We start from the raw sequence: 18,686 nt of genomic DNA, 5'->3' as shown, positions 1-18,686 counted from the left end.
CGCAAGCACCGTGACATTGCGCCGGTACTGGCTGGGCGAGAAGCCCTGCTGCAGCTTGAAGAAGCGCGTGAAGTTGCCCGGCGACTCAAACCCCAGCCGGTTGGAGATGTCCACCAGCATGTCGCCGCTCTCGGCGATCTGTCTTATCGCCGACTCCATCCTCAGCACGCTCGAATAGACCAGCGGCGTCAGCCGCGTCTCCTGCTTGAAGAGGTGGAAGAAGTGCGGCCTCGAGACGCGGATGACCCGGGCCAGTTCCTCGATCTGTATCGGCTCGCCCACCGAGGCCGCCATGATGGACAGCACCTTGCGGATGCGCGCATCGCAGGCCACACCGCCCAGCGACGAGAAGTCGTAGCTGCCCGTGGCCTGGACGGCCTTCGAGTAGGCCATGGCCATCGCGAAGACGATTTCCTGCACCAGCGCGCCCAGCGCCTCGGCCGAGGGCTCGAGTTCATAGGCCAGGGTGTCGGCGATCTGCGCCAGCGCGGCGCGCGCCAGGGCCGGCACGCGGCCCTTGGCGACAGCGAAGAACTGCCGCCCCATGGCGCCGGTGTAGCGGCGATCCAACCGCCTGAGCCAGGCCGGGTCAACCTGCAGCGACAGCAACTCCGCCGCGGGCTCGCCTTGCGGCAGGCCGTAGGCATGGCTCTCCCAGGGGTTGAGCAGCATCACCTCGTCGTCGCCCAGGCGGTGCACGGTGTCGCCGACGCTGACGCAGAGGTCGCCGCCGCCGATCTTGAACAGCAGCTCGCCGGTGCGGTGGGCGTGCTCGACGACCGGCTCGTCGAGGCGAACGAGCATCACCCGCCCGAATTCGCCGTGGATGATTCGCAGTGCTTCGGACATTGTCTTTGTCTCCTGGGCGTTGTCGTCCGGGTGTTGGGGCCCCGGTTCGCCTGGAGTCATTGCAGCATCCGTACCAGCACGATCACCCAGCAAAATCAATGACTTGGCACTGCCTCATGGCGCAGGCGCCGGCGACAACTGTCGCATCCCACTGTCGCATCGCGTCCACCCTGCGACAGTTGTCGCTGCAACTGCGCCAGTGCCGCGCCGCACGAGGGCCTGTGCATACCGCGGCAAGAGGCGCCTTGTGTCAAGGCATCACGAAGCGCAGCGCCAACAGCACGCTGCGCGGCGCGCCGGCTTTGTTAGAAGTGGCCGTTGGCGTCGTTGACGATCACGCTGCCGGCGTAGCGGCGGTCGGTGGCGTTGTCCAAGCGCAGCGGCAGTTCGGCCTTGCCGAAACCGCACGGGCTGATCTGCAGGTCTTGCGCGAAGTTACAGCGCTTGACCACCACCAGGCCGGGCACGAGCGCCGCGGCCTCGCTGAGGTTGACCAGAGGGCTGGCGCTGCGCAGTTCATCGCGGCCGACCACGCTGATGGCCTAGGGCGCGTCGGCGATGGTGCCGGTGATCACCACCTCCTGCGAGGTCTGCGCCTGTGCGCCAGAACAGGCCAGGAAGACGGCCAGGGCCAGGGTACTCCGCGGCAGGCGGGGGGCATGGAGGACTCTTTGCGGGCACAAGCCGGCGGCTTGACGGGTGTTCGCGACACCCCGTCTCATCGACTCGGAGCCCGACCATCGCGGACCCTTTGTCCAGCCCGCGCGGGGCCTTGGGAAAAGCAGGCAGGCAAGGGACGCCAGCAGGTCTTGTAGGCAGGGGATGCCTGCACCTGCCCGTGGCCTGGCGATGACGCGCCCTGGTCACCCACCGCCGCCGCGCCGCCCTGCAGCATCTGCGCCCAGGCTGCTGCGTCCCTTTGCATGCGCGCCCGTTCATGGGCCATGCAACGGTCCAGCAGGCTGTCGAACTCCGCTCCGTGGCGTTCGGAGATCGTCGTACCCGATGCGCGAAGCATCAGGTACCTTCTGCAGGCAACTCTCCAATGTCCGCGGCGCAGACTCGCTGCCAGCGAGGCCAGGAGTTCGTCGGCCGACGCAACGCCAATCACGGCTTCGCCCATGGTGCGGCCCGACGATTGCAACTCTTGCGCGCCGCCGGCGGCTTCTCAGCGCGGCCGGAACTCGCTGAATGTCTCCAGCGCATGGCCCAGGCGAACCTGCTTGGTCTTCAGGTAGGCCGCGTTCTCCTTGTTGGGCGTCGCGATCAGCGGCACCCGTTCGACGATGCGCAGGCCGTAATCGGCAATGCCGCGGTACTTGGCGGGGTTGTTGGTAAGCAGCCGCATGCCGGTCACGCCCAGATCCTGCAGGATCATCGCGCCCACGGTGTAGTCGCGCGAGTCGACGGACAGGCCCAGTTCCAGGTTGGCATCGACCGTGTCGAGCCCGGCATCCTGCAACGCGTAGGCGCGCAGCTTGTGCGTCAGGCCTATGCCCCGCCCCTCGTGGCCGCGCAGATACAGCACCACGCCCCGGCCTGCCCGGCCCACCGCGGCCATCGACGCCTCGAGCTGCTGCTGGCAGTCGCAGCGCAACGAGCCGAAGGTGTCGCCGGTCAGGCACTCGGAATGGACCCGCACGAGCAGATCCTCGACGCCGTCAACCTCGCCCATCACCATCGCCAGGTGCTCGTGCGGGCTATCCGGGGCCTTGTAGACACAGGCCTTGAAGACGCCGTGGCGGGTGGGCAGCCTGGCCTCGGATGCGCGCCGGACAGCCACCAGGCGGCGGCGGTAGGCCACCAGGTCGGCGATGGTGATGATGGCCAGCTCGTGCTGCCGGGCAAACGCCTGCAGGTCGGGCCTCCGTGCCATGGTGCCATCATCGTTCACCAGTTCCGCGATCACCCCGCCCGGCCGCAGGCCCGCCAGTCGCGCCAGATCGACGGCGGCCTCGGTATGCCCAGGCCGGTGCAGCACACCGCCCGGCACAGCGCGAAGTGGAAAGACGTGGCCCGGCCGATTGAAGTCGCTCGCGTCGGACTGCGGATCGGCCAGGGCGCGGATCGTCGTGGCGCGGTCGGCCGCAGAGATGCCGGTGCTGGTGCCATGGCGATAGTCCACGGTGACCGTGTAGGCCGTGCGCATCGAGTCGGTATTGCGCTCGACCATCAGCGGCAATTCGAGGCGGTCGAGCGTCTCGCCCGGCAGGGCCACGCACAGCATGCCGCTGGTGTGACGCACCATGAAGGCCACGGCCTCGGTCGTCGCGTGTTCGGCGGCCAGGATGAGATCGCCCTCGTTCTCGCGGTCCTCGTCATCGACCACGACCACCATGGCCCCGCCCGCCATGGCGCGCAGAGCGTCTTCGATCCGGGTGAATTCCATCATCGATCTCCTCGTTCCTGGTAGGCGCTTTCGCCTGGCCAGGTCTCGCTGCGCCGAGCCGGCGCGTGGACTGGCCCTGCGCGGTGAATGCATTCTTTCGAGGCGCATTGCCGCGGGCCATGGCCGTCAATCACCCGAATTGGCCTGGAGTCAGGGTGTGCCTCGAATTGCAATCAAGGCGCCTCGCATTGCCGAAGCCGACGAGGCGAGTCTGCCCAGGCCGCCCCCAGGGGATCGCCCGGACCAGCCAAGACCGGTGCGGCGCCTTCAGGCAACCAGGCTCAGGCCGGCACCCCAGCAGTCGAGGCCGAACACCGGCGCCAGCGTGGTGACAGCCGGACCGCGCGCAAGCACCGTGACATTGCGCCGGTACTGGCTGGGCGAGAAGCCCTGCTGCAGCTTGAAGAAGCGCGTGAAGTTGCCCGGCGACTCAAACCCCAGCCGGTTGGAGATGTCCACCAGCATGTCGCCGCTCTCGGCGATCTGTCTTGTCGCCGACTCCATCCTCAGCGCGCTCGAGCGGCCGCAAGGCGCGCTGGGCAGCGGTTCCGCAAGATCAGTCCGCGTGCGTCGGCGGCACGATGTGCAGCCGCTTCATGTGGCGGTAGACGGTGGCGCGGCAGATGCCCAGGTCGGCGGCCACGGCCGTGATGTTCCAGCGGTGCTTGCGCAGCGAGGCGCGCAGGGCCTCGCCCTCATCAACCGCGGGCGCAGCCACGGGCACGGCCACCGGCTCGGCCTTGGCTGCGGGCGCAGCCAGGCCCGCCCAGCCCCTGGGGCCGGCGCTCGCGGCCTTGTCCTGCGGGCCGGGCAGCACCTCCGCCGGCAGGTCCTGGGCGCGGATGACACCCATCTCCGACATCGCCGTGGCATAGCGCAGCACGTTGCGCAACTCGCGGATGTTGCCGGGCCAGCCGTGCGCCATCAGCACCTCCAGCGCGTCGGGCGAGATGCCGACCACGGCGCCGGTCTCCTGGGCCTCGATGCGCAGCAGGCTTTCAACCAGGAACTCCTTGTCGGCGCGCTCGCGCAGCGCCGGCAGGTGCAGCGTGGCCCCGCACAGCCGGTAGTAGAGGTCTTCGCGGAAGCGCCCGTCGGCAATCATGGTGCGCAGGTCCCGGTGCGAGGCCGCGATGACGGTCAGGTCCACCCGTATCGGGCGGCTGCCGCCTATGGGCATGACCTCGCTTTCGGACAGCACGCGCAGCAGCCGCGTCTGCAGTTGCAGGGGCATGTCGCCGATCTCGTCGAGGAACAGCGTGCCGCCGTCGGATTGCTGGATCAGGCCCACCATGCCCTTGGCCCGCCCGCCGGTGAAGGCGCCGGCGGCATAGCCGAACAGTTCGCTCTCGATCAGTGCTTCGGGGATGGCCGCGCAGTTCAGCGCGATGAAGGGCCTGGTCGAGCGTTCGCCGCAGGTGTGCAGGGCCCGGCCCAGCATCTCCTTGCCGGTGCCGGTCTCGCCCTGGATGAGGATGTTGACCTTGCGATCCACAAGCCGCTTGGCCTTGGCCAGCATGCGCTGCATCAGCGGGTCCTCGCCCGCCAGCGCGTCGAGCGCGTCGTAGTCTTCGGCACTGGCGCGCCGCGCCTGGCCGCCGCCGGTGAGCACGATGCGCGGATCCTTCTTGCGCTGCGGCGGGCGCACCGACATGTAGTAGACGTTCTGCGAGTCGGCCGTCATCAGCGACATGTCCGTGCCCGCGCCCTGGGCCGCCTGCCAGATCTCGCGCATCGTGCACTTGAAGACCTCGGTGAGGCTCTTGCCGATGATCGATCCGGCCGCGCCCTGGCTGCCACTGGTGACATCGCGCCGGGCCGAGTGGTTGGCGCCGACGATGACGCCGTCGTCGTCGAAGGCCAGCATCATGTCGCCGCGCAACTCGGCAAAGGGCCAGGCCCGGCCCAGGCGCAGGATCCACTGGTTGCCGAAGCGGCGTATGAAGCTGGCGTCCTCGATGGCCTTGGCGTGCATGGTCGTGAGCTGCAGGGCCAGGCGCTGGCTGTCCTTGTGCTGGGGCGACGAGACCGCGGTGAGGTTGAGGATGGCCTGCACCTCGCCCGTGGGGTCGAAGATGGGCGCCGCGTTGCACGAAAGGTGAATGTGCGCCGCGTCGAAGTGGTCGGTCAGGTGGCAGATCACCGGCGCCTTTTCGGCAATGGCGATGCCCACGCCGTTGGTGCCGACGCGGTCTTCCGACCACACCGAGCCGATGTACAGGCCGGCGTCCTTGAGCGTGCGCTCGGGCTGGTTGGAGATGACGTCGATGGTCACGCCGTCGCGGTCGGTCAGCAGCAGCACATAGCCCAGCGAGCCCACATGCTTGAAGAGCTGCTCCATGCCGGACCTTGCAACGTGCAGCACTTCGTCGACGCGCTCCAGGTGCTCCCTCACCTCGTGCGCCGGCACCACCAGCGCGCCGCGCGGGCGCGCCGGGTCCAGCCGGTGGTTGGTGACACAGCGCATCCAGGAGTTGCGGATCACGTCGTCCGGGGCCGAGTCCACCGGCACGTCGCGGTCGCGGCTGACCACATCGACGATGCGCTCGATGTGCGCAAACTGCTCGCGCGACCCCAGGCCGGCTCCGCGCGGGCCTATGAAGCGGCCCGTCGCCTTTGGATCGAAGGTCTTCATCGCGCTGTCCCGTTGGCTGTGTGCGGCGGTTGCCCTTGTCGTTGCGGTGCGAATCCGGGGGCGGGAACAGCCGCCATGAACGACGGCCCGCAGCCCCTGAACGGGCGCGAGCTTACTCCGCGCAATCCGGCGCCCGGGCGGGAGATACGCGCAGACAGGGCCTTCAGGGGCCGCCGATCCAGGGGGCGAACAACGGCAGTCGCCGCGCCTCAACCCGCCCAGGCCCGCGCCCTGGCAACGACGAAATCGATCAGGGTGCGGATGGCCAGTGTCTGGTAGCGATCAGGCATGCGCAGCAGGAACATGCGGGTGCCGAAGACGCTGAGCCGCCAATCGCCCAGCGACATCACGACCCGCCCTTCGCGCACTTCCTGCTGCACCACGTAGTCGGGCACGAGGCCGACGCCCAGGCCGGCGAGGATGGCCTCGCGCAGGAACTGGAAGTTCTCGGAGGCGAGCGTGGGATGCAGCGTCAGCTCGCGCCGCTCTTCGCCCTGGTAGGCCGAGACGCGCAGGTTGCGCCCGGCCACCGCCGAGGTGATGAGCGGCAGCTGGGCCAGTTCCTCCAGGCGGCTCGGCATGGCATGGGAGCGGGCGAATTCCACCGAAGCGCAGGTGACATAGCGAACCCGCGCCAGCTCGGTGGCCACCATCTGCTGCGGTGGCTCGGACATCACGCGCACGGCCACGTCGACCTCGTCGCGCAGCAGGTCGTCGACGCGGTTCTCGAACAGCAGGTCGAGGGCAATGTCGGGGTACTGGCGCTTGAAGTCGATCAGCCAGCCCGACATCACGAGATGGCCGAAGCCGGTGGGCAGGCTCAGGCGCACCGAGCCGTGCAGGCCCTTGCCCAGCTGGGCCACCGATTCGCGCGCCGCCAGCACCTCGTCGCGGATCACGAGGCCGTGGCGGTACAGGCGCTCGCCGACCTCGGTGAGCTCGACGCGCCGCGTCGTGCGGCGCAGCAGCTGCTGGCCCACCGACTTCTCCAGCTGGCCCAGGTGGTAGCTGATGTTGGCGCGGCTCATCTTCAGGCTGCGCGCGGCGGCACTGAGGTTGCCGGCCTCGACGATGTCGACAAAGAGGGAGAGAGACTGGGGGTCCATGGCGTACCGTCAAAATTACTTGACAGACATGTCGCATTCATTGTGATTGTCAAGCATATTCGATGACTCAACAATCCGCCCCCAACAACAGCCCCCGGCGCAGGAGACAAGGTGTCGCTCGATCAAGAGACTTTCCAGATCCTCAGGGACAGCGTGCAGCGCTTCGTGCGTGAACGCCTGGTGCCGGCCGAAGATGCCGTGGAAGAGCACGACGCCGTGCCGGCCGACATCGTGGCCGACATGAAGGAGCTGGGCCTGTTCGGCATCTCCATCCCCGAGGAATACGGCGGCATCGGCCTGTCGATGGCGCAGGAGTGCGAGGTCGCCTACGAACTCGGCCAGACGGCGCTGGCCTTTCGTTCGGTGGTGGGCACCAACATCGGCATCGGCTCGCAGGGCATCCTGATGGACGGCACGGACGAGCAGAAGGCCGAGTACCTGCCGCGCATCGCCAGCGGCGATCTCATTGTCTCCTTCGCGCTCACCGAGCCCGACGCCGGCTCGGACGCCGCCTCGCTCAAGACGCGTGCGGTGGCCGACGGCAGCGACTACCTCATCAGCGGCAGCAAGCGCTTCATCACCAACGCGCCGCGCGCCGGCGCCTTCACGCTGATGGCGCGCACCGGCGGCCCCGGCGCCGGCGGCATCTCGGCCTTCATCGTGCCGGCCGGCCTGGCCGGCCTGAGCCTGGGCAAGGCCGACAAGAAGATGGGCCAGCGCGGCACCAAGACCTGCGATGTCAACCTGGACCATGTGCGCGTGCCGGCGGCCAACCTCATCGGCGGCGAGCCCGGCAAGGGCTTCAAGACGGCGATGAAGGTGCTGGACCGCGGCCGCCTGCACGTCTCGGCCCTGTCCTGTGGCATGGCCCGGCGCATCCTGCAGGAGAGCGTGGCCTATGCCCAGCAGCGCAAGCAGTTCGGCCAGCGCATCGGCGACTTCCAGCTCGTGCAGGCCATGCTCGCCGACTGCCAGGCCGAGCTGCTGGCTGGCTGGTCGATGGTGCAGGCCATCGCCCGCCGCTACGACGCCAAGCCGCCGGGCGTGAGCGACCCCGAGGTCAGCATGCAGGCCTCCTGCGCCAAGCTGTTCACCACCGAGATGGTGGGCCGCGTGGCCGACCGCGGCGTGCAGATCCACGGCGGCGCCGGCTATATCAACGAGTACAAGGTCGAGCGCTTCTACCGCGATGTGCGCCTGCTGCGCCTGTACGAGGGCACGACGCAGATCCAGCAACTCGTCATCGGCAAGCAGCTGATGCGCGAAGCCTGAAGCCCCGCACGGAGACACCCCATGCTCAGCATCCAGAACAGCGTCGCCCTCATCCGGCTCGACCGCCCGCCCGTCAACAGCCTGGGCCACGCGCTGCGCCAGCACATCGTGCAGCAATTGGCCGCAGCCCAGGCCGACCCCGCCGTGCGCGCCATCGTCATCACCGGCAGCGAGCGCGCCTTCTCGGCCGGCGCCGATGTGGGCGAGTTCGGCACGCCGCTGCAGTTCCAGGAACCCATCCTGCCCAATGTGCTGGCCGCCATCGAGGCCAGCACCAAGCCGGTGGTCGCGGCCATCGCCGGCGTGGCGCTGGGCGGCGGGCTGGAACTGGCCCTGGCCTGCCAAGGCCGTGTCGCGCTGGCCGCGGCCCGCGTCGGCCTGCCCGAGGTGACGCTGGGACTGATCCCCGGCTCGGGCGGCACGCAGCGCCTGCCCCGCCTCGTCGCTGCCGAGACGGCACTGGCCCTGATCCTCACAGGCCAGCCCAAGGGCGCGCGGGAGCTGGCCGCCTCGGGCCTGTTCGACGCCGTGGTCGACGGTGAACTGATCGAAGCCGCCGTGAACCGCGCGCTGGCCCTCGCCGAGGCGGGTGCGCCCTTCCCTCTGGCCCGCCACCGCCAGCCCGATGCCGCGGCGCTGCAGGCCGCGGTCGAAGCCCAGCGCGCCAGGCTGCACCCGCGCCAGCGCCTGCAGCCGGCCCATGGCGCGGCGCTGGATGCGGTGGCGGCCTGCGCCCAGCCCTTCGACCAAGGCCTGCAGCGCGAGCGCGAACTCTTTCTGCAACTGCTGTCTTCGCCGGCGGCCCAGGCCCTGCGCTACCAGTTCAAGGCCGAGCGCGAGGCCACCCGGCTGCCGGCCAACCTGGCCGCCGCGCCGCGCACCGTGGACCTGGTGGCCATCATCGGCGCCGGCACCATGGGCTCGGGCATCGCCATCGCGGCGCTGGACGCTGGCCTGAACGTGCTGCTGCTGGAGCAGGACGAGGCGGCACTGGAGCGCGGCCGCCAGCGCATAGGCGATCACTACCGCGAGCGCGTCGGCGCCGGCAAGCTGAAGGCGATGGTGGCCGCCGACAGCGTGGCGCGGCTGGCATCCACGACGGACTGGCACCGGCTTGCCGCCGCCGACCTCGTCATCGAGGCGGTGTTCGAAGACCTGGCCGTCAAGCAACAGGTCTTCCGCCAGATCGACGCCCACGCGCGGCCCGGTGCCGTGCTGGCCACCAACACCTCCTACCTGGACGTCGACGCCATTGCCGCAGCCACGTTGCGACCGCAGGACGTGCTGGGCCTGCACTTCTTCAGCCCCGCCCATGTGATGAAGTTGCTGGAAGTGGTGCGCGGCACGCACACCGCGCCCGATGTGCTGGCCACCGGCATGGCCCTGGGCGTGAAGCTGAAGAAGACGCCCGTGCCCTGCGGCAACGCCTTCGGCTTCATCGGCAACCGCATCTACAACGCCTACCGCCGCCAGTGCGAGTTCATGCTCGAGGACGGCGCCCTGCCCGAGGAGGTGGACGGCGCGCTGGTGTCCATGGGCTTCGCGATGGGGCCGTTTGCGGTGGCCGATCTGTCGGGGCTGGACATCGCCTGGCGCATGCGCAAGGCACAGGCCGCCACGCGCGACCCGCGCGAACGCTATGTCGCCATCCTCGACCGCCTGTGCGAGCAGGGCCGGCTGGGCCGCAAGACCGGCGCCGGCTACTACGTCTACACCGATGGCAAGCCCGCCAAGGCCACCGATGCCACCGTGCGCGGCCTGCTGGACGAGGCCAGCCAGGCGCGCGGCCTCACGCGCCGGCCGCTGGCGGCCACAGAGATCCAGCGCCGCGCCCTGCTGGCGATGGCCAACGAGGCTGCACTGCTGCTGGCCGAAGGCGTGGCCAGCCGGCCGGCCGATGTGGACGTCGTGCTCGTGCAGGGCTATGGTTTCCCGCGCTGGGAGGGCGGCCCGGTGTTCTGGACCCGCCGCCAGGACCGCGCCGAACTCGCGACGCAACTGCAGGCGATGGCGCGCGAGGCCGGCCACGGCTTCGCGCTCGGCAATCTCGACGCGCTGATGGCGCAATGAAAGTCACACCCACCATGAGCACCCCGCAAGCCTTCATCTGCGACGCCATACGCACCCCCTTCGGCCGCTACGGCGGCGCACTGTCCAGCGTGCGCGCCGACGACCTCGGCGCCATTCCCCTCAAGGCCCTGATGGCGCGCAACCCCGGCGTCGACTGGGCCGCGGTGGGCGATGTGCTCTATGGCTGCGCCAACCAGGCCGGCGAGGACAACCGCAACGTCGCCCGCATGTCGGCCCTGCTCGCCGGGCTGCCGCTGGAGGTGCCCGGCGCCACCATCAACCGCCTCTGCGGCTCGGGGCTTGACGCCGTGGGCACGGCGGCGCGCGCCATCAAGGCCGGCGAGGCCATGCTGATGATCGCCGGCGGCGTCGAGAGCATGAGCCGTGCGCCCTTCGTGATGCCCAAGGCCGAATCGGCCTTCTCGCGCGGCAACGCGGTCTACGACACCACCATAGGCTGGCGCTTCGTCAACGCGCTGATGAAGGCGCAGTACGGCGTCGACTCCATGCCCGAGACGGCCGAGAACGTGGCCACCGACCATCGAATCGAGCGCGCCGCGCAAGACCGCATGGCGCTGGCCAGCCAGCTGCGGGCGGTGGCGGCGCAGAAGGCCGGCCACCTGGCACGCGAGATCACGCCGGTCGTCATTGCGCAGAAGAAGGGCGAGCCGCTCGTCGTGAGCCAGGACGAGCACCCGCGCGAGACCAGCCTCGAGGCGCTGGCCAGGCTCAAGGGCGTGGTGCGACCCGACGGCACGGTGACGGCCGGCAATGCCAGCGGCGTCAACGACGGCGCCTGCGCCCTGCTGCTGGCCGACGAGGCCGCCGCCGCGCGCCACGGCCTCGCGCCCCGCGCCCGCGTGGTGGCCATGGCCACCGCCGGCGTGGCGCCGCGCGTGATGGGCATAGGCCCGGCACCGGCCACGCAGAAGGTGTTGGCCCTGGCCGGCCTGAGCCTGGCGCAGCTCGACGTGATCGAGCTGAACGAGGCCTTTGCCGCCCAGGGCCTGGCCGTGCTGCGCCAACTGGGCCTGGCCGACGACGACGAGCGCGTCAACGCCTGGGGCGGCGCCATTGCGCTGGGCCACCCGCTGGGCGCCAGCGGTGCCCGCCTGGCCACGACCTGCGTCAACCGCCTGCACGCCACCGGCGGGCGCTATGCGCTGGCGACCATGTGCATCGGCGTGGGCCAGGGCATTGCGATGGTGATCGAGCGGGTTTGAGCCAGGACATTCAGAACAGCGCGGCCTGCGGGTCGGGTTCGCCCGTCCCGCGCGCCTCGAACAGCTCCACCGGCGGCAGGCACAGCAGTGCCCGCGCCTCATCGACGCTGCCGCCGAGCCAGCGGTCGAAGCCGGCGCGCTCGACCGGGATGACACTGCGCTTGTCCTGCCGGTCGGGCGGGCGCGCGGGGTCGGGCTTGTGCATGCGCCCCATCAGCGCATGCCCGTCGGCGTTGATGGTGAGCATGGTGTAGGTCTCGACGATCTCGCCGCTCGCCCTGTCCTGCCAGGAGTTCCACAGGCCGGCCAGGGCCCAGAGGTCGCCGTCGGCGCGGCGGAACTCCCAGGGCACATGGCGGCCCGTCTCCCAGCAGGGCTCGAAGAAGGCGAGCGCCGGAATCAGGCAGCGCTGGCCCTGCAGCCAGGCCTGCTTGAATGCGCGCCCCTCCAGCAGGCCCTCGGAGCGCGCATTGCAGGTGGCATAGGCCGGCTTGCGATTGCGCTCGAAGGCCGGCAGCAGCGACCAGCTCCCGACCACCAGTTCGCGCGCCGGCCCACCCGGCCGCACCCGCACAAAGGGCGCCAGCGAGCGCGGGCGGACATCGCGGGCCCAGCCCAGCGGGCGGCCGGCGCCGATGTGCCAATGGCGTTCGATGTCGGCGTCTTCGGGCGAGATGTAGCGCGTACACACGTTGCCATCCTAGCGGGAGCGGTTTCGATAGCATGGGCCAGGCCCGCAGCCCGCACGCGATGACACCCGAGACGCCCGCCACCCTTGCCCCCCTTGCCGCAAGCACACCCCCCGCCGCGGTGGGCTTTGCCGAGGCGCTGCGTTTCTGGCTCAAGCTCGGCTTCATCAGCTTCGGCGGGCCGGCCGGGCAGATCGCCATCATGCACACCGAGCTGGTGGAGCGGCGGCGCTGGATCAGCGAGCGGCGCTTCCTGCACGCGCTCAACTACTGCATGCTGCTGCCCGGGCCCGAGGCGCAGCAGCTCGCCACCTACATAGGTTGGCTGATGCACCGCAGCTGGGGCGGCATCGTCGCCGGCGCGCTGTTCGTGCTGCCCTCGCTCTTCATCCTGGTCGCGCTGTCATGGATCTACCTGCGCTTCGGCAACCTGCCTCTGGTGGCCGGCATCTTCTTCGGGCTCAAGCCGGCGGTGACGGCCCTGGTGCTGCACGCGGCCCACCGCATCGGCACGCGGGCGCTGAAGAACCGCTGGATGTGGGGCATCGCCGCCGCCTCCTTCATCGCCATCTTCGCCTTGGACACGCCCTTCCCCGCCATCGTGGCCGCGGCGGCGCTGATCGGCCACTTCGGCGCCCGCCGCTGGCCGCAGGTGTTTGCGCTCGGCGGCGGCCATGGCAGCGGCCAGGCCGGCTACGGGCCGGCGCTGATCGACGACCACACGCCCACGCCGCCTCATGCCCGCTTCTCGCGCCGCCACCTGGCCCGCGTGCTGGCCGCCGGCCTGGGCCTGTGGTTGCTGGCGATGGCAGCGCTGGTGGCAAGCCACGGCCTGCACGGCACCTTGACGCAGATGGGCTGGTTCTTCACCAAGGCGGCGCTGCTCACCTTCGGCGGCGCCTATGCGGTGCTGCCCTATGTCTACCAGGGCGCGGTCGAAACCCACCAGTGGCTGAGCGGCCCGCAGATGATCGACGGCCTGGCCTTGGGCGAAACCACGCCCGGGCCGCTGATCATGGTGGTGGCCTTCGTCGGCTTCGTCGGTGGCTGGGCCAAGCAGGCCCTGGGGCCCGACGCGCTCTTCCTGGGCGGCGCGCTCGCAGCCACCGTGGTGACCTTCTTCACCTTTCTGCCCTCCTTCGTCTTCATCCTCGCCGGCGGGCCGCTGGTCGAAGCCACGCACGGCAAGCTGGGCTTCACGGCGCCGCTGTCGGCCATCACCGCGGCCGTGGTCGGGGTGATCCTCAACCTGGCACTGTTCTTCGCCTGGCATGTGTTCTGGCCCCAGGGCTGGGATGGGCGCTTCGATGCACTGTCGGCGGCACTGTGCGCGGCGGCCACGCTGGCGCTGTTCCGCTTCAAGGTCGGCGTGCTGCCGCTGCTGGCGGGCTGCGCGGCCGTCGGGCTGCTGGCCAGCTGGGCCGGCACTCTGCTGCGCTGAAGGAGTCTTCGATGAACACCAGGCACCACGTTGCCCTGCTCTACCCCGGCGACCGCGCCGCCCGCAGTCTTGCCGACCCCGCGGCCAGCCGCTTCGCCGCCCTCTTCGAGGCCCTGGCCGCCGCCGGCGTGCATGCCGAGCCCGCCGTCTACCACGATGATTTCGCCGACGAGGTGGCTGCCCAGCTGCGCGGCGTGCAGGCGGTGCTGGTGTGGTGCAACCCCATCGAGGACGGCCGCCGGCGCGACCGGCTGGATGCGCTGCTGCGCGAAGTGGCAAGCGCGGGCACCCTCGTCAGCGCCCACCCCGAGGCCATCCTGCGCCTGGGCACCAAGGACGTGCTGTTCGAGACGCGCGACCTGCCCTTCGGCTGCGACGTGTGCCGTGTCGACAGCCTGTCCCAGCTGGCCGCCGAGCTGCCACAGCGCCTGCGCCAGGGTGCGCGCGTGCTCAAGCAGCACCGCGGCCACAGCGGCATCGGCGTCTGGCGTGTGGCGCAGGCCGCGGGCGGCATGCTGACCGTGCAGCACGCCCAGCGGGGCAGCACGCCGCTGCCGATGGACATGGCCGCGCTGATGGCGACACTGGCGCCCTATTTCGAACCTTCGAACGGCGGCCACATGATCGACCAGGCCTGGCAGCCGCGGCTGGCCGAAGGCATGGTGCGCGCCTACCTGGTGGAAGACCGCGTCGCCGGCTTCGGCCACCAGGCCGTCAACGCCTTGCATCCCGATGCGCCGCTGCCAGGGCCGCGGCTTTATCACGGCCCCGAGCTGGCCGGCTTCCAAACCCTGAGGCAGCAGCTCGAGTCAAGCTGGATCACGCAGTTGCGCGAGCGCGTCGGCCTGGCGCACGAGCAACTGCCGCTGCTGTGGGATTGCGACTTCATGTTCGGCGAGCCGGCCGCCGACGGCACGCCGCGCTATGTGCTGTGCGAGATCAATGTCAGCAGCGTCTCGCCCTTCCCGCCCTCGGCCGTCGCGCCGCTGGTGGCGGCCGTGCGGCGGCGCACAGCCCTGGCCACTACATAGGCCGGAACAGATGGCCGAAGGCGCGGCTCACCTTCAGCGGCCGCTGCAGGCCGCGCACGGCCAGGCTGTAGTGGCCGTTCTCGTCGCGCGTCGCGCTCTGGATCGCGTTGGCGTTGACCAGCACGCTGCGGTGCACCTGGATGAAGTCGCTCGAGTCGATGCGCGCCATCAGCTCGCGCAGGCTCATGCGCACCAGGGCCTCGCCGCTGGGTGTCACGACGTTCACGTACTTTTCGGTCGCCTCGAAGCACACCACCTCGGCCAGCGGAATCATGCGCACCGTGTTGCCGACGCCGGCGCGTAGGACCTTGATGCGTTCGGCCAGCTCCGCTTCGGGCACCGCTTCCGGCGCGGCGATGGCCTGCATGCGGCCCATCAGCGCCGCCATCTCGCCGGCCTGCGGCGAGGCCGCGCGTTCGGCCAGCCGCACCTTCAGCCGGGCCACGCTCTGCTGCAGTCGCTCGGGCGTGACGGGCTTGAGCAGGTAGTCGACCGCGGCGCGCTCGAAGGCCGGCACCGCATAGCTGTCGTAGGCGGTGACGAAGACGAACAGCGGCACGGCGCGGCCCTCGGGCCAGTCATCGGCCACGGCCTCGGCGACCTCGATGCCGTTGCGCCCGGGCATCCTGATGTCGAGGAACATCACATCGGGCGCGTGGGCCAGCGCCAGCTCGGTGGCCTGCAGGCCGTCATCGGCGACGCCGACGATGCTCAGCTCGGGCCACAGCTGCGCCAGCAGGCGGGCCAGGCTGCGCGCGAGCACCGGCTCGTCTTCGGCGATGACGGCGGTGGGTGGGGCGGGCAGGCTCATGCGGGTCTCCTCGACGTGGCGATGACGGCACCGGCAGCAGCGCAGTGTGCGCCGGCTCAGCGCGGAATGAAGACCACGGCGCAAACGCCGGCAGGCTCGCGCCGCTCCAGGCTGAGCCGGGCCGCCGGGCCGTAGACCGCGAGCAGGCGGTCGCGGATGTGCTGCAGGCCGTAGCTGGCGCGGGCCTTGGGCTCGGCCTCGATCTCGTCCGGCGGCAAGCCCAGGCCGCTGTCGCTGACGCGGATCTCGATGCCGGCGGCCGTGGCGCGCGCCACCACCTCGATGCGGCCCGGGCCGATCTTGGGCTCCAGCCCGTGCTTGATGGCGTTCTCCACCAGCGGCTGCAGCAGCATGGGCGGCACGGTGGCGGCCTCCAGCGCGGCCGGCAGATCGAGCTGCCATGTCAGGCGCGGCCCCATGCGCAGCGTCATGATGTCGAGGTAGGCGCGCAGCTGCGCGAACTCCCGCCCCAGCGTCACCGCCTCGGTCTGCGAGGCCGCCAGCGCGCTGCGCAGGTAGACGATCAACTGGTCGATCATGGCCTCGGCGCGCGCCGTGTCTTCGCGCAGCAGCGAGCGCAGATTGGCCAGGGTGTTGAACAGCATGTGGGGCTCGAGCTGGGCCCGCAGCAGGCGCAGCTGCGACTCGACGGCCAGGCGCTGGGCCTCGGCGCGCGCCGCCGCCTCGCGCGCCAGTTGCTCGCGCGTCGCGTGGGCGTGCAGCGCCAGCCCGCCCACCAGCACGGTGAAGACGATGGGGACGAGGCTGAGGTGGTCGTGCCCGACGATGCGCATCGGCTCGCCCAGCAGCAGGAAGGCGATCTGGTGGCCGACGAAGTAGCCGGTCGGGATGGCGATCAGGCCCAGCACCAGCCAGCGGCTCGCCGGCGCCAGCCGCGCCAGCCGCGGCACGCGCGCCAGCAACAGCACGCAGGCCCCCATCGTGAGGCCCACGCACTCGGCCAACAGCAGCAGGCGCGGCCAGGTCTCCAGCCCCGGGGCCAGCAGGAAGAGCAGCGTCGCCGCCAGCGCCCAGAAGAGCATGGCGGCAGCCAGGGCCGCCAGCGCGCGCCTGGGCGTGGCGGGCACGGCGCTGCGGAGTGTTGAAAGCGACATGGCGAGCGGGGTGGAGGGCGATCAGGCCGTGGCCACTCTAGAGCGAGCCCAGCGCCATCACGGCGCCGACCCCAAGGCCGTAGGGGATGTGCGAGAGCGTGCTCGCCAGCAAGGCATGGGCGCCCTGCGGCCCGCGCCGCCCGAACCAGCCCCAGCCGAAGGCCGGCAGCAACAGCAACCAGGGCAGCAGCGAGGTGGCCGCGCCGAAGAACAGGCCGCCCGGAAGGTGGAAGAGCGCTGGGTGAGAAAGATGGTGGGCATGGGCGCCCAGGCCCGTGGCCAGCAGCAGGGCCGGGTAGGCCAGCGCCACGCATCCGCCACCGACGAGGAAGTGGAAGACCCAGCCCGCACGCACCTCACCCGGCAGCGGGCGCGAGTGGCTGATGTCGGCGTGGGCCAGCCGGCCGCGCGTGAGGCCCAGGGCCCAGCGGCCCACGAGGGCGACATTCACGCCGCTGGTGATGCCGAAGCGGGCCGCGGCCGTTTCGGCGAGGTCCATCAGCGCGGCACCGACGATGCCGCCGAGAAAGGCCAGGAGCCAGGTGTTCATCGGTGATCTCCGGGAATGTTGGGTGGAGCTGCAATCGCCTGAGGCTGCGGATGCGGCGTCGGCGGCTTGCGAGCCGTCGGCGCCGATGCAGGCCTTGCGCGTTGGCGCTTCAGGCCCTGGCGCAGGCGCAGGCCGTGCCGCACTGGCACTGCGAGCCGCATGGGCACTGGGGGCTGCAAGCGCAGGCCTGTTGCGCTGCGGGCTGCTGGCAGCCGCAGTTGCAGGCGGCGCCCGGACAGTTGGTGCAGTTGCAGGGGTTGGCGGTGGCGGTGGTGTTCATGAAGGCTTCCTTGGGGTGCATCGACGACGGGATGTCTTCGATGGCTGCACTTTCGTCGCGGCGGCTCCGTTGCGACAGTCCGCTGAGACGAGCGGTTGGCGCGCGTGCCGCAAGGGTCGCGCAGATCGACCGAATGGTTGCGGCACCGATCCGATGCGGCAGCGGGGCGCTGGTTGGCAGGCCGCTTGTTATCCTCGGCGCACAACCCCGCGCCGCGGGGAGCAAGCCCTTCAAGCCCCATGAAAAGACGCCTTGCCTGCGCCCTGGCCGCCCTCCTGCCCGCCGCCCTGCTGCTGCCCCTCACGGCAGCGGCCCAGGCCTGGCCGGCCAGGCCGATACGGCTGGTGATCCCCTTCCCGGCCGGCGGCGCCACCGACATCATCGGCCGCGCCGTGGCGCAAAAGCTCTCGGCCGCTCTCGGCCAGCAGGTGGTGGTGGACAACAAGCCCGGGGCCGGCGGCAGCATAGGCGCCGACATCGCGGCCAAGGCCGCGCCCGACGGCTACACGCTGCTGATGAGCACCAGCAGCACCCACAGCATCGGCCCGGCACTCAACGCCAAGATGCCCTATGACGCCTTCAAGGACTTCACGCCGCTGGGCCACATCGCCAACGCGCCCAGCGTGCTGGTCGTGGGCCAGGGCTTCCCGGCCGGCTCGGCGCTGGACCTGATCGCCCTGCTCAAGAAGAACCCCGGCAAGTACAACTTCGGCAGCAGCGGCATTGGCACCTACCCGCACCTGTCGGCCGAGATGTTCAAGTGGCGTGCCGGCGGCCTGTTCGTCGTACACATCCCCTACCGCGGCACGGGCCTGGTGCTGACCGACCTGATCGCCGGCCAGATCACCTTTCTGATGGACAGCATCGTCTCGGCGCAGTCGCACATCCGCGACGGCAAGGTGCGCGCGCTGGCCGTCACTGGCGCGAAGCGTTCCAGTTCGCTGCCCCATGTGCCCAGCTTCGCCGAGCTGGGCGTGCCGGGCATGGCCTTCAGCAACTGGTTCGGCTTGTTCGCGCCACCGGGCCTGGCGCCCGAGCTGGTGCAGCGCCTGAACCGCGAGCTCAACGCCATCGCCAGCGCGCCGGACTTCGTCGAGCGCCTGGAAAAGCTGGGCGCCGACACCGTGGGCGGCACGCCGGAGCAGTTCGCCAAGACCTACCGCGACGAGTACGAGAGCTGGAAGGCCGTGATCCAGCGCGCCAGCATCAAGGGCGAGTGAGGACT

At 70.4% G+C, this 18,686-nt stretch carries 17 protein-coding genes; 6 read left to right on the top strand and 11 right to left on the bottom strand.

The genetic code is table 11. The annotated features are described in order from the left end of the window. The 7 genes from JMV16_RS06995 to JMV16_RS06965 all read right to left on the bottom strand — a co-directional run. Window positions 1-849, bottom strand: an 849-nt coding sequence (locus JMV16_RS06995; RefSeq protein WP_201493474.1) for an AraC family transcriptional regulator, incomplete at its 3' end; no start/stop codon positions are given. A gap of 305 nt (window positions 850-1,154) precedes the next feature. After that, complete coding sequence (locus JMV16_RS06990; RefSeq protein ID WP_201493473.1) at window positions 1,155-1,382, bottom strand: hypothetical protein; 228 nt, start codon at window positions 1,380-1,382, stop codon at window positions 1,155-1,157. A 9-nt stretch (window positions 1,383-1,391) separates the two neighbouring features. Further along, window positions 1,392-1,532 carry a hypothetical protein gene (locus JMV16_RS06985; protein ID WP_201493472.1) on the bottom strand — a complete coding sequence of 47 codons (141 nt, stop codon included), beginning with the start codon at window positions 1,530-1,532 and terminating at the stop codon, window positions 1,392-1,394. A 485-nt stretch (window positions 1,533-2,017) separates the two neighbouring features. Then, window positions 2,018-3,238 carry a bifunctional 3,4-dihydroxy-2-butanone-4-phosphate synthase/GTP cyclohydrolase II gene (locus JMV16_RS06980; RefSeq protein ID WP_201493471.1) on the bottom strand — a complete coding sequence of 407 codons (1,221 nt, stop codon included), beginning with the start codon at window positions 3,236-3,238 and terminating at the stop codon, window positions 2,018-2,020. 267 nt (window positions 3,239-3,505) lie between these two features. Further along, entirely contained in the window at window positions 3,506-3,742 is a 237-nt protein-coding gene (locus JMV16_RS06975; protein ID WP_201493470.1) for a helix-turn-helix domain-containing protein, read from the bottom strand. A gap of 52 nt (window positions 3,743-3,794) precedes the next feature. Next, a complete protein-coding gene (locus JMV16_RS06970; protein ID WP_201493468.1) occupies window positions 3,795-5,873 on the bottom strand; it encodes a sigma-54-dependent Fis family transcriptional regulator in 2,079 nt (692 codons plus the stop codon). Between the two features lie 209 nt (window positions 5,874-6,082). After that, the gene (locus JMV16_RS06965; RefSeq protein ID WP_201493467.1) at window positions 6,083-6,979 is read right to left on the bottom strand and encodes a LysR family transcriptional regulator; all 897 of its coding nucleotides are present in this window, start codon (window positions 6,977-6,979) and stop codon (window positions 6,083-6,085) included. A 111-nt stretch (window positions 6,980-7,090) separates the two neighbouring features. Between JMV16_RS06965 and JMV16_RS06960 the strand changes: the two genes are divergently transcribed. Genes JMV16_RS06960 through pcaF form a run of 3 tightly spaced genes read left to right on the top strand, consistent with a single transcriptional unit; the run spans window position 7,091 to window position 11,544 of the window. Then, window positions 7,091-8,251: an acyl-CoA dehydrogenase family protein gene (locus tag JMV16_RS06960; protein WP_201493466.1), complete on the top strand. Its 1,161-nt coding sequence runs from the start codon at window positions 7,091-7,093 to the stop codon at window positions 8,249-8,251. A gap of 21 nt (window positions 8,252-8,272) precedes the next feature. Beyond that, on the top strand, window positions 8,273-10,321 hold the full coding sequence (locus JMV16_RS06955; RefSeq protein ID WP_201493465.1) for a 3-hydroxyacyl-CoA dehydrogenase NAD-binding domain-containing protein: 2,049 nt from the start codon (window positions 8,273-8,275) through the stop codon (window positions 10,319-10,321). 14 nt (window positions 10,322-10,335) lie between these two features. Then, a complete protein-coding gene (gene pcaF / locus JMV16_RS06950; RefSeq protein ID WP_201493464.1) occupies window positions 10,336-11,544 on the top strand; it encodes a 3-oxoadipyl-CoA thiolase in 1,209 nt (402 codons plus the stop codon). Between the two features lie 10 nt (window positions 11,545-11,554). On the opposite strand, the gene JMV16_RS06945 is transcribed toward pcaF, so the two are convergent. Continuing rightward, on the bottom strand, window positions 11,555-12,235 hold the full coding sequence (locus JMV16_RS06945) for an SOS response-associated peptidase (RefSeq protein WP_201493463.1): 681 nt from the start codon (window positions 12,233-12,235) through the stop codon (window positions 11,555-11,557). 59 nt (window positions 12,236-12,294) lie between these two features. Between JMV16_RS06945 and chrA the strand changes: the two genes are divergently transcribed. Further along, a complete protein-coding gene (chrA, locus tag JMV16_RS06940; RefSeq protein ID WP_201493462.1) occupies window positions 12,295-13,674 on the top strand; it encodes a chromate efflux transporter in 1,380 nt (459 codons plus the stop codon). 11 nt (window positions 13,675-13,685) lie between these two features. Then, a complete protein-coding gene (locus JMV16_RS06935) occupies window positions 13,686-14,705 on the top strand; it encodes a Cj0069 family protein (protein ID WP_201493461.1) in 1,020 nt (339 codons plus the stop codon). Here the strand turns inward: JMV16_RS06935 and JMV16_RS06930 are convergent. The 3 genes from JMV16_RS06930 to JMV16_RS06920 are packed head-to-tail and all read right to left on the bottom strand — an operon-like array spanning window position 14,698 to window position 17,181. Continuing rightward, entirely contained in the window at window positions 14,698-15,516 is an 819-nt protein-coding gene (locus JMV16_RS06930) for a LytR/AlgR family response regulator transcription factor (protein ID WP_201493460.1), read from the bottom strand. The two genes, JMV16_RS06935 and JMV16_RS06930, sit on opposite strands and share 8 nt — an antisense overlap. A gap of 56 nt (window positions 15,517-15,572) precedes the next feature. After that, window positions 15,573-16,631, bottom strand: coding sequence for a sensor histidine kinase (locus JMV16_RS06925; protein WP_201493458.1), 1,059 nt, complete (start codon window positions 16,629-16,631; stop codon window positions 15,573-15,575). A 37-nt stretch (window positions 16,632-16,668) separates the two neighbouring features. After that, a complete protein-coding gene (locus JMV16_RS06920) occupies window positions 16,669-17,181 on the bottom strand; it encodes a DUF2938 family protein (RefSeq protein ID WP_201493457.1) in 513 nt (170 codons plus the stop codon). Between the two features lie 519 nt (window positions 17,182-17,700). On the opposite strand from JMV16_RS06920, the gene JMV16_RS06915 reads away from it, so the two are divergent. Further along, the gene (locus JMV16_RS06915) at window positions 17,701-18,681 is read left to right on the top strand and encodes a Bug family tripartite tricarboxylate transporter substrate binding protein (protein ID WP_201493456.1); all 981 of its coding nucleotides are present in this window, start codon (window positions 17,701-17,703) and stop codon (window positions 18,679-18,681) included. Window positions 18,682-18,686: the final 5 nt, after the last annotated feature.

Origin of the sequence: Rubrivivax sp. A210, assembly GCF_904426505.1 — a bacterium.
In the GTDB taxonomy this organism is placed as follows: Bacteria; Pseudomonadota; Gammaproteobacteria; order Burkholderiales; family Burkholderiaceae_C; genus Rubrivivax.
The sequence above is the reverse complement of the archived record's forward strand: the minus strand, read 5'-3'. Positions and strand labels throughout refer to the sequence as shown.

What these genes read in the sequence shown, in the direction of transcription:
- JMV16_RS06935 (WP_201493461.1), top strand. Translation starts at nt 13,686, where the DNA reads ATGAACACCAGGCACCACGTTGCCCTGCTCTACCCCGGCGACCGCGCC.
- JMV16_RS06980 (WP_201493471.1), bottom strand. Translation starts at nt 3,238, where the DNA reads ATGGAATTCACCCGGATCGAAGACGCTCTGCGCGCCATGGCGGGCGGG.
- JMV16_RS06975 (WP_201493470.1), bottom strand. Translation starts at nt 3,742, where the DNA reads ATGGAGTCGGCGACAAGACAGATCGCCGAGAGCGGCGACATGCTGGTG.
- pcaF (WP_201493464.1), top strand. Translation starts at nt 10,336, where the DNA reads ATGAGCACCCCGCAAGCCTTCATCTGCGACGCCATACGCACCCCCTTC.
- JMV16_RS06920 (WP_201493457.1), bottom strand. Translation starts at nt 17,181, where the DNA reads ATGAACACCTGGCTCCTGGCCTTTCTCGGCGGCATCGTCGGTGCCGCG.
- JMV16_RS06930 (WP_201493460.1), bottom strand. Translation starts at nt 15,516, where the DNA reads ATGAGCCTGCCCGCCCCACCCACCGCCGTCATCGCCGAAGACGAGCCG.
- JMV16_RS06915 (WP_201493456.1), top strand. Translation starts at nt 17,701, where the DNA reads ATGAAAAGACGCCTTGCCTGCGCCCTGGCCGCCCTCCTGCCCGCCGCC.
- JMV16_RS06970 (WP_201493468.1), bottom strand. Translation starts at nt 5,873, where the DNA reads ATGAAGACCTTCGATCCAAAGGCGACGGGCCGCTTCATAGGCCCGCGC.
- JMV16_RS06965 (WP_201493467.1), bottom strand. Translation starts at nt 6,979, where the DNA reads ATGGACCCCCAGTCTCTCTCCCTCTTTGTCGACATCGTCGAGGCCGGC.
- chrA (WP_201493462.1), top strand. Translation starts at nt 12,295, where the DNA reads ATGACACCCGAGACGCCCGCCACCCTTGCCCCCCTTGCCGCAAGCACA.
- JMV16_RS06955 (WP_201493465.1), top strand. Translation starts at nt 8,273, where the DNA reads ATGCTCAGCATCCAGAACAGCGTCGCCCTCATCCGGCTCGACCGCCCG.
- JMV16_RS06925 (WP_201493458.1), bottom strand. Translation starts at nt 16,631, where the DNA reads ATGTCGCTTTCAACACTCCGCAGCGCCGTGCCCGCCACGCCCAGGCGC.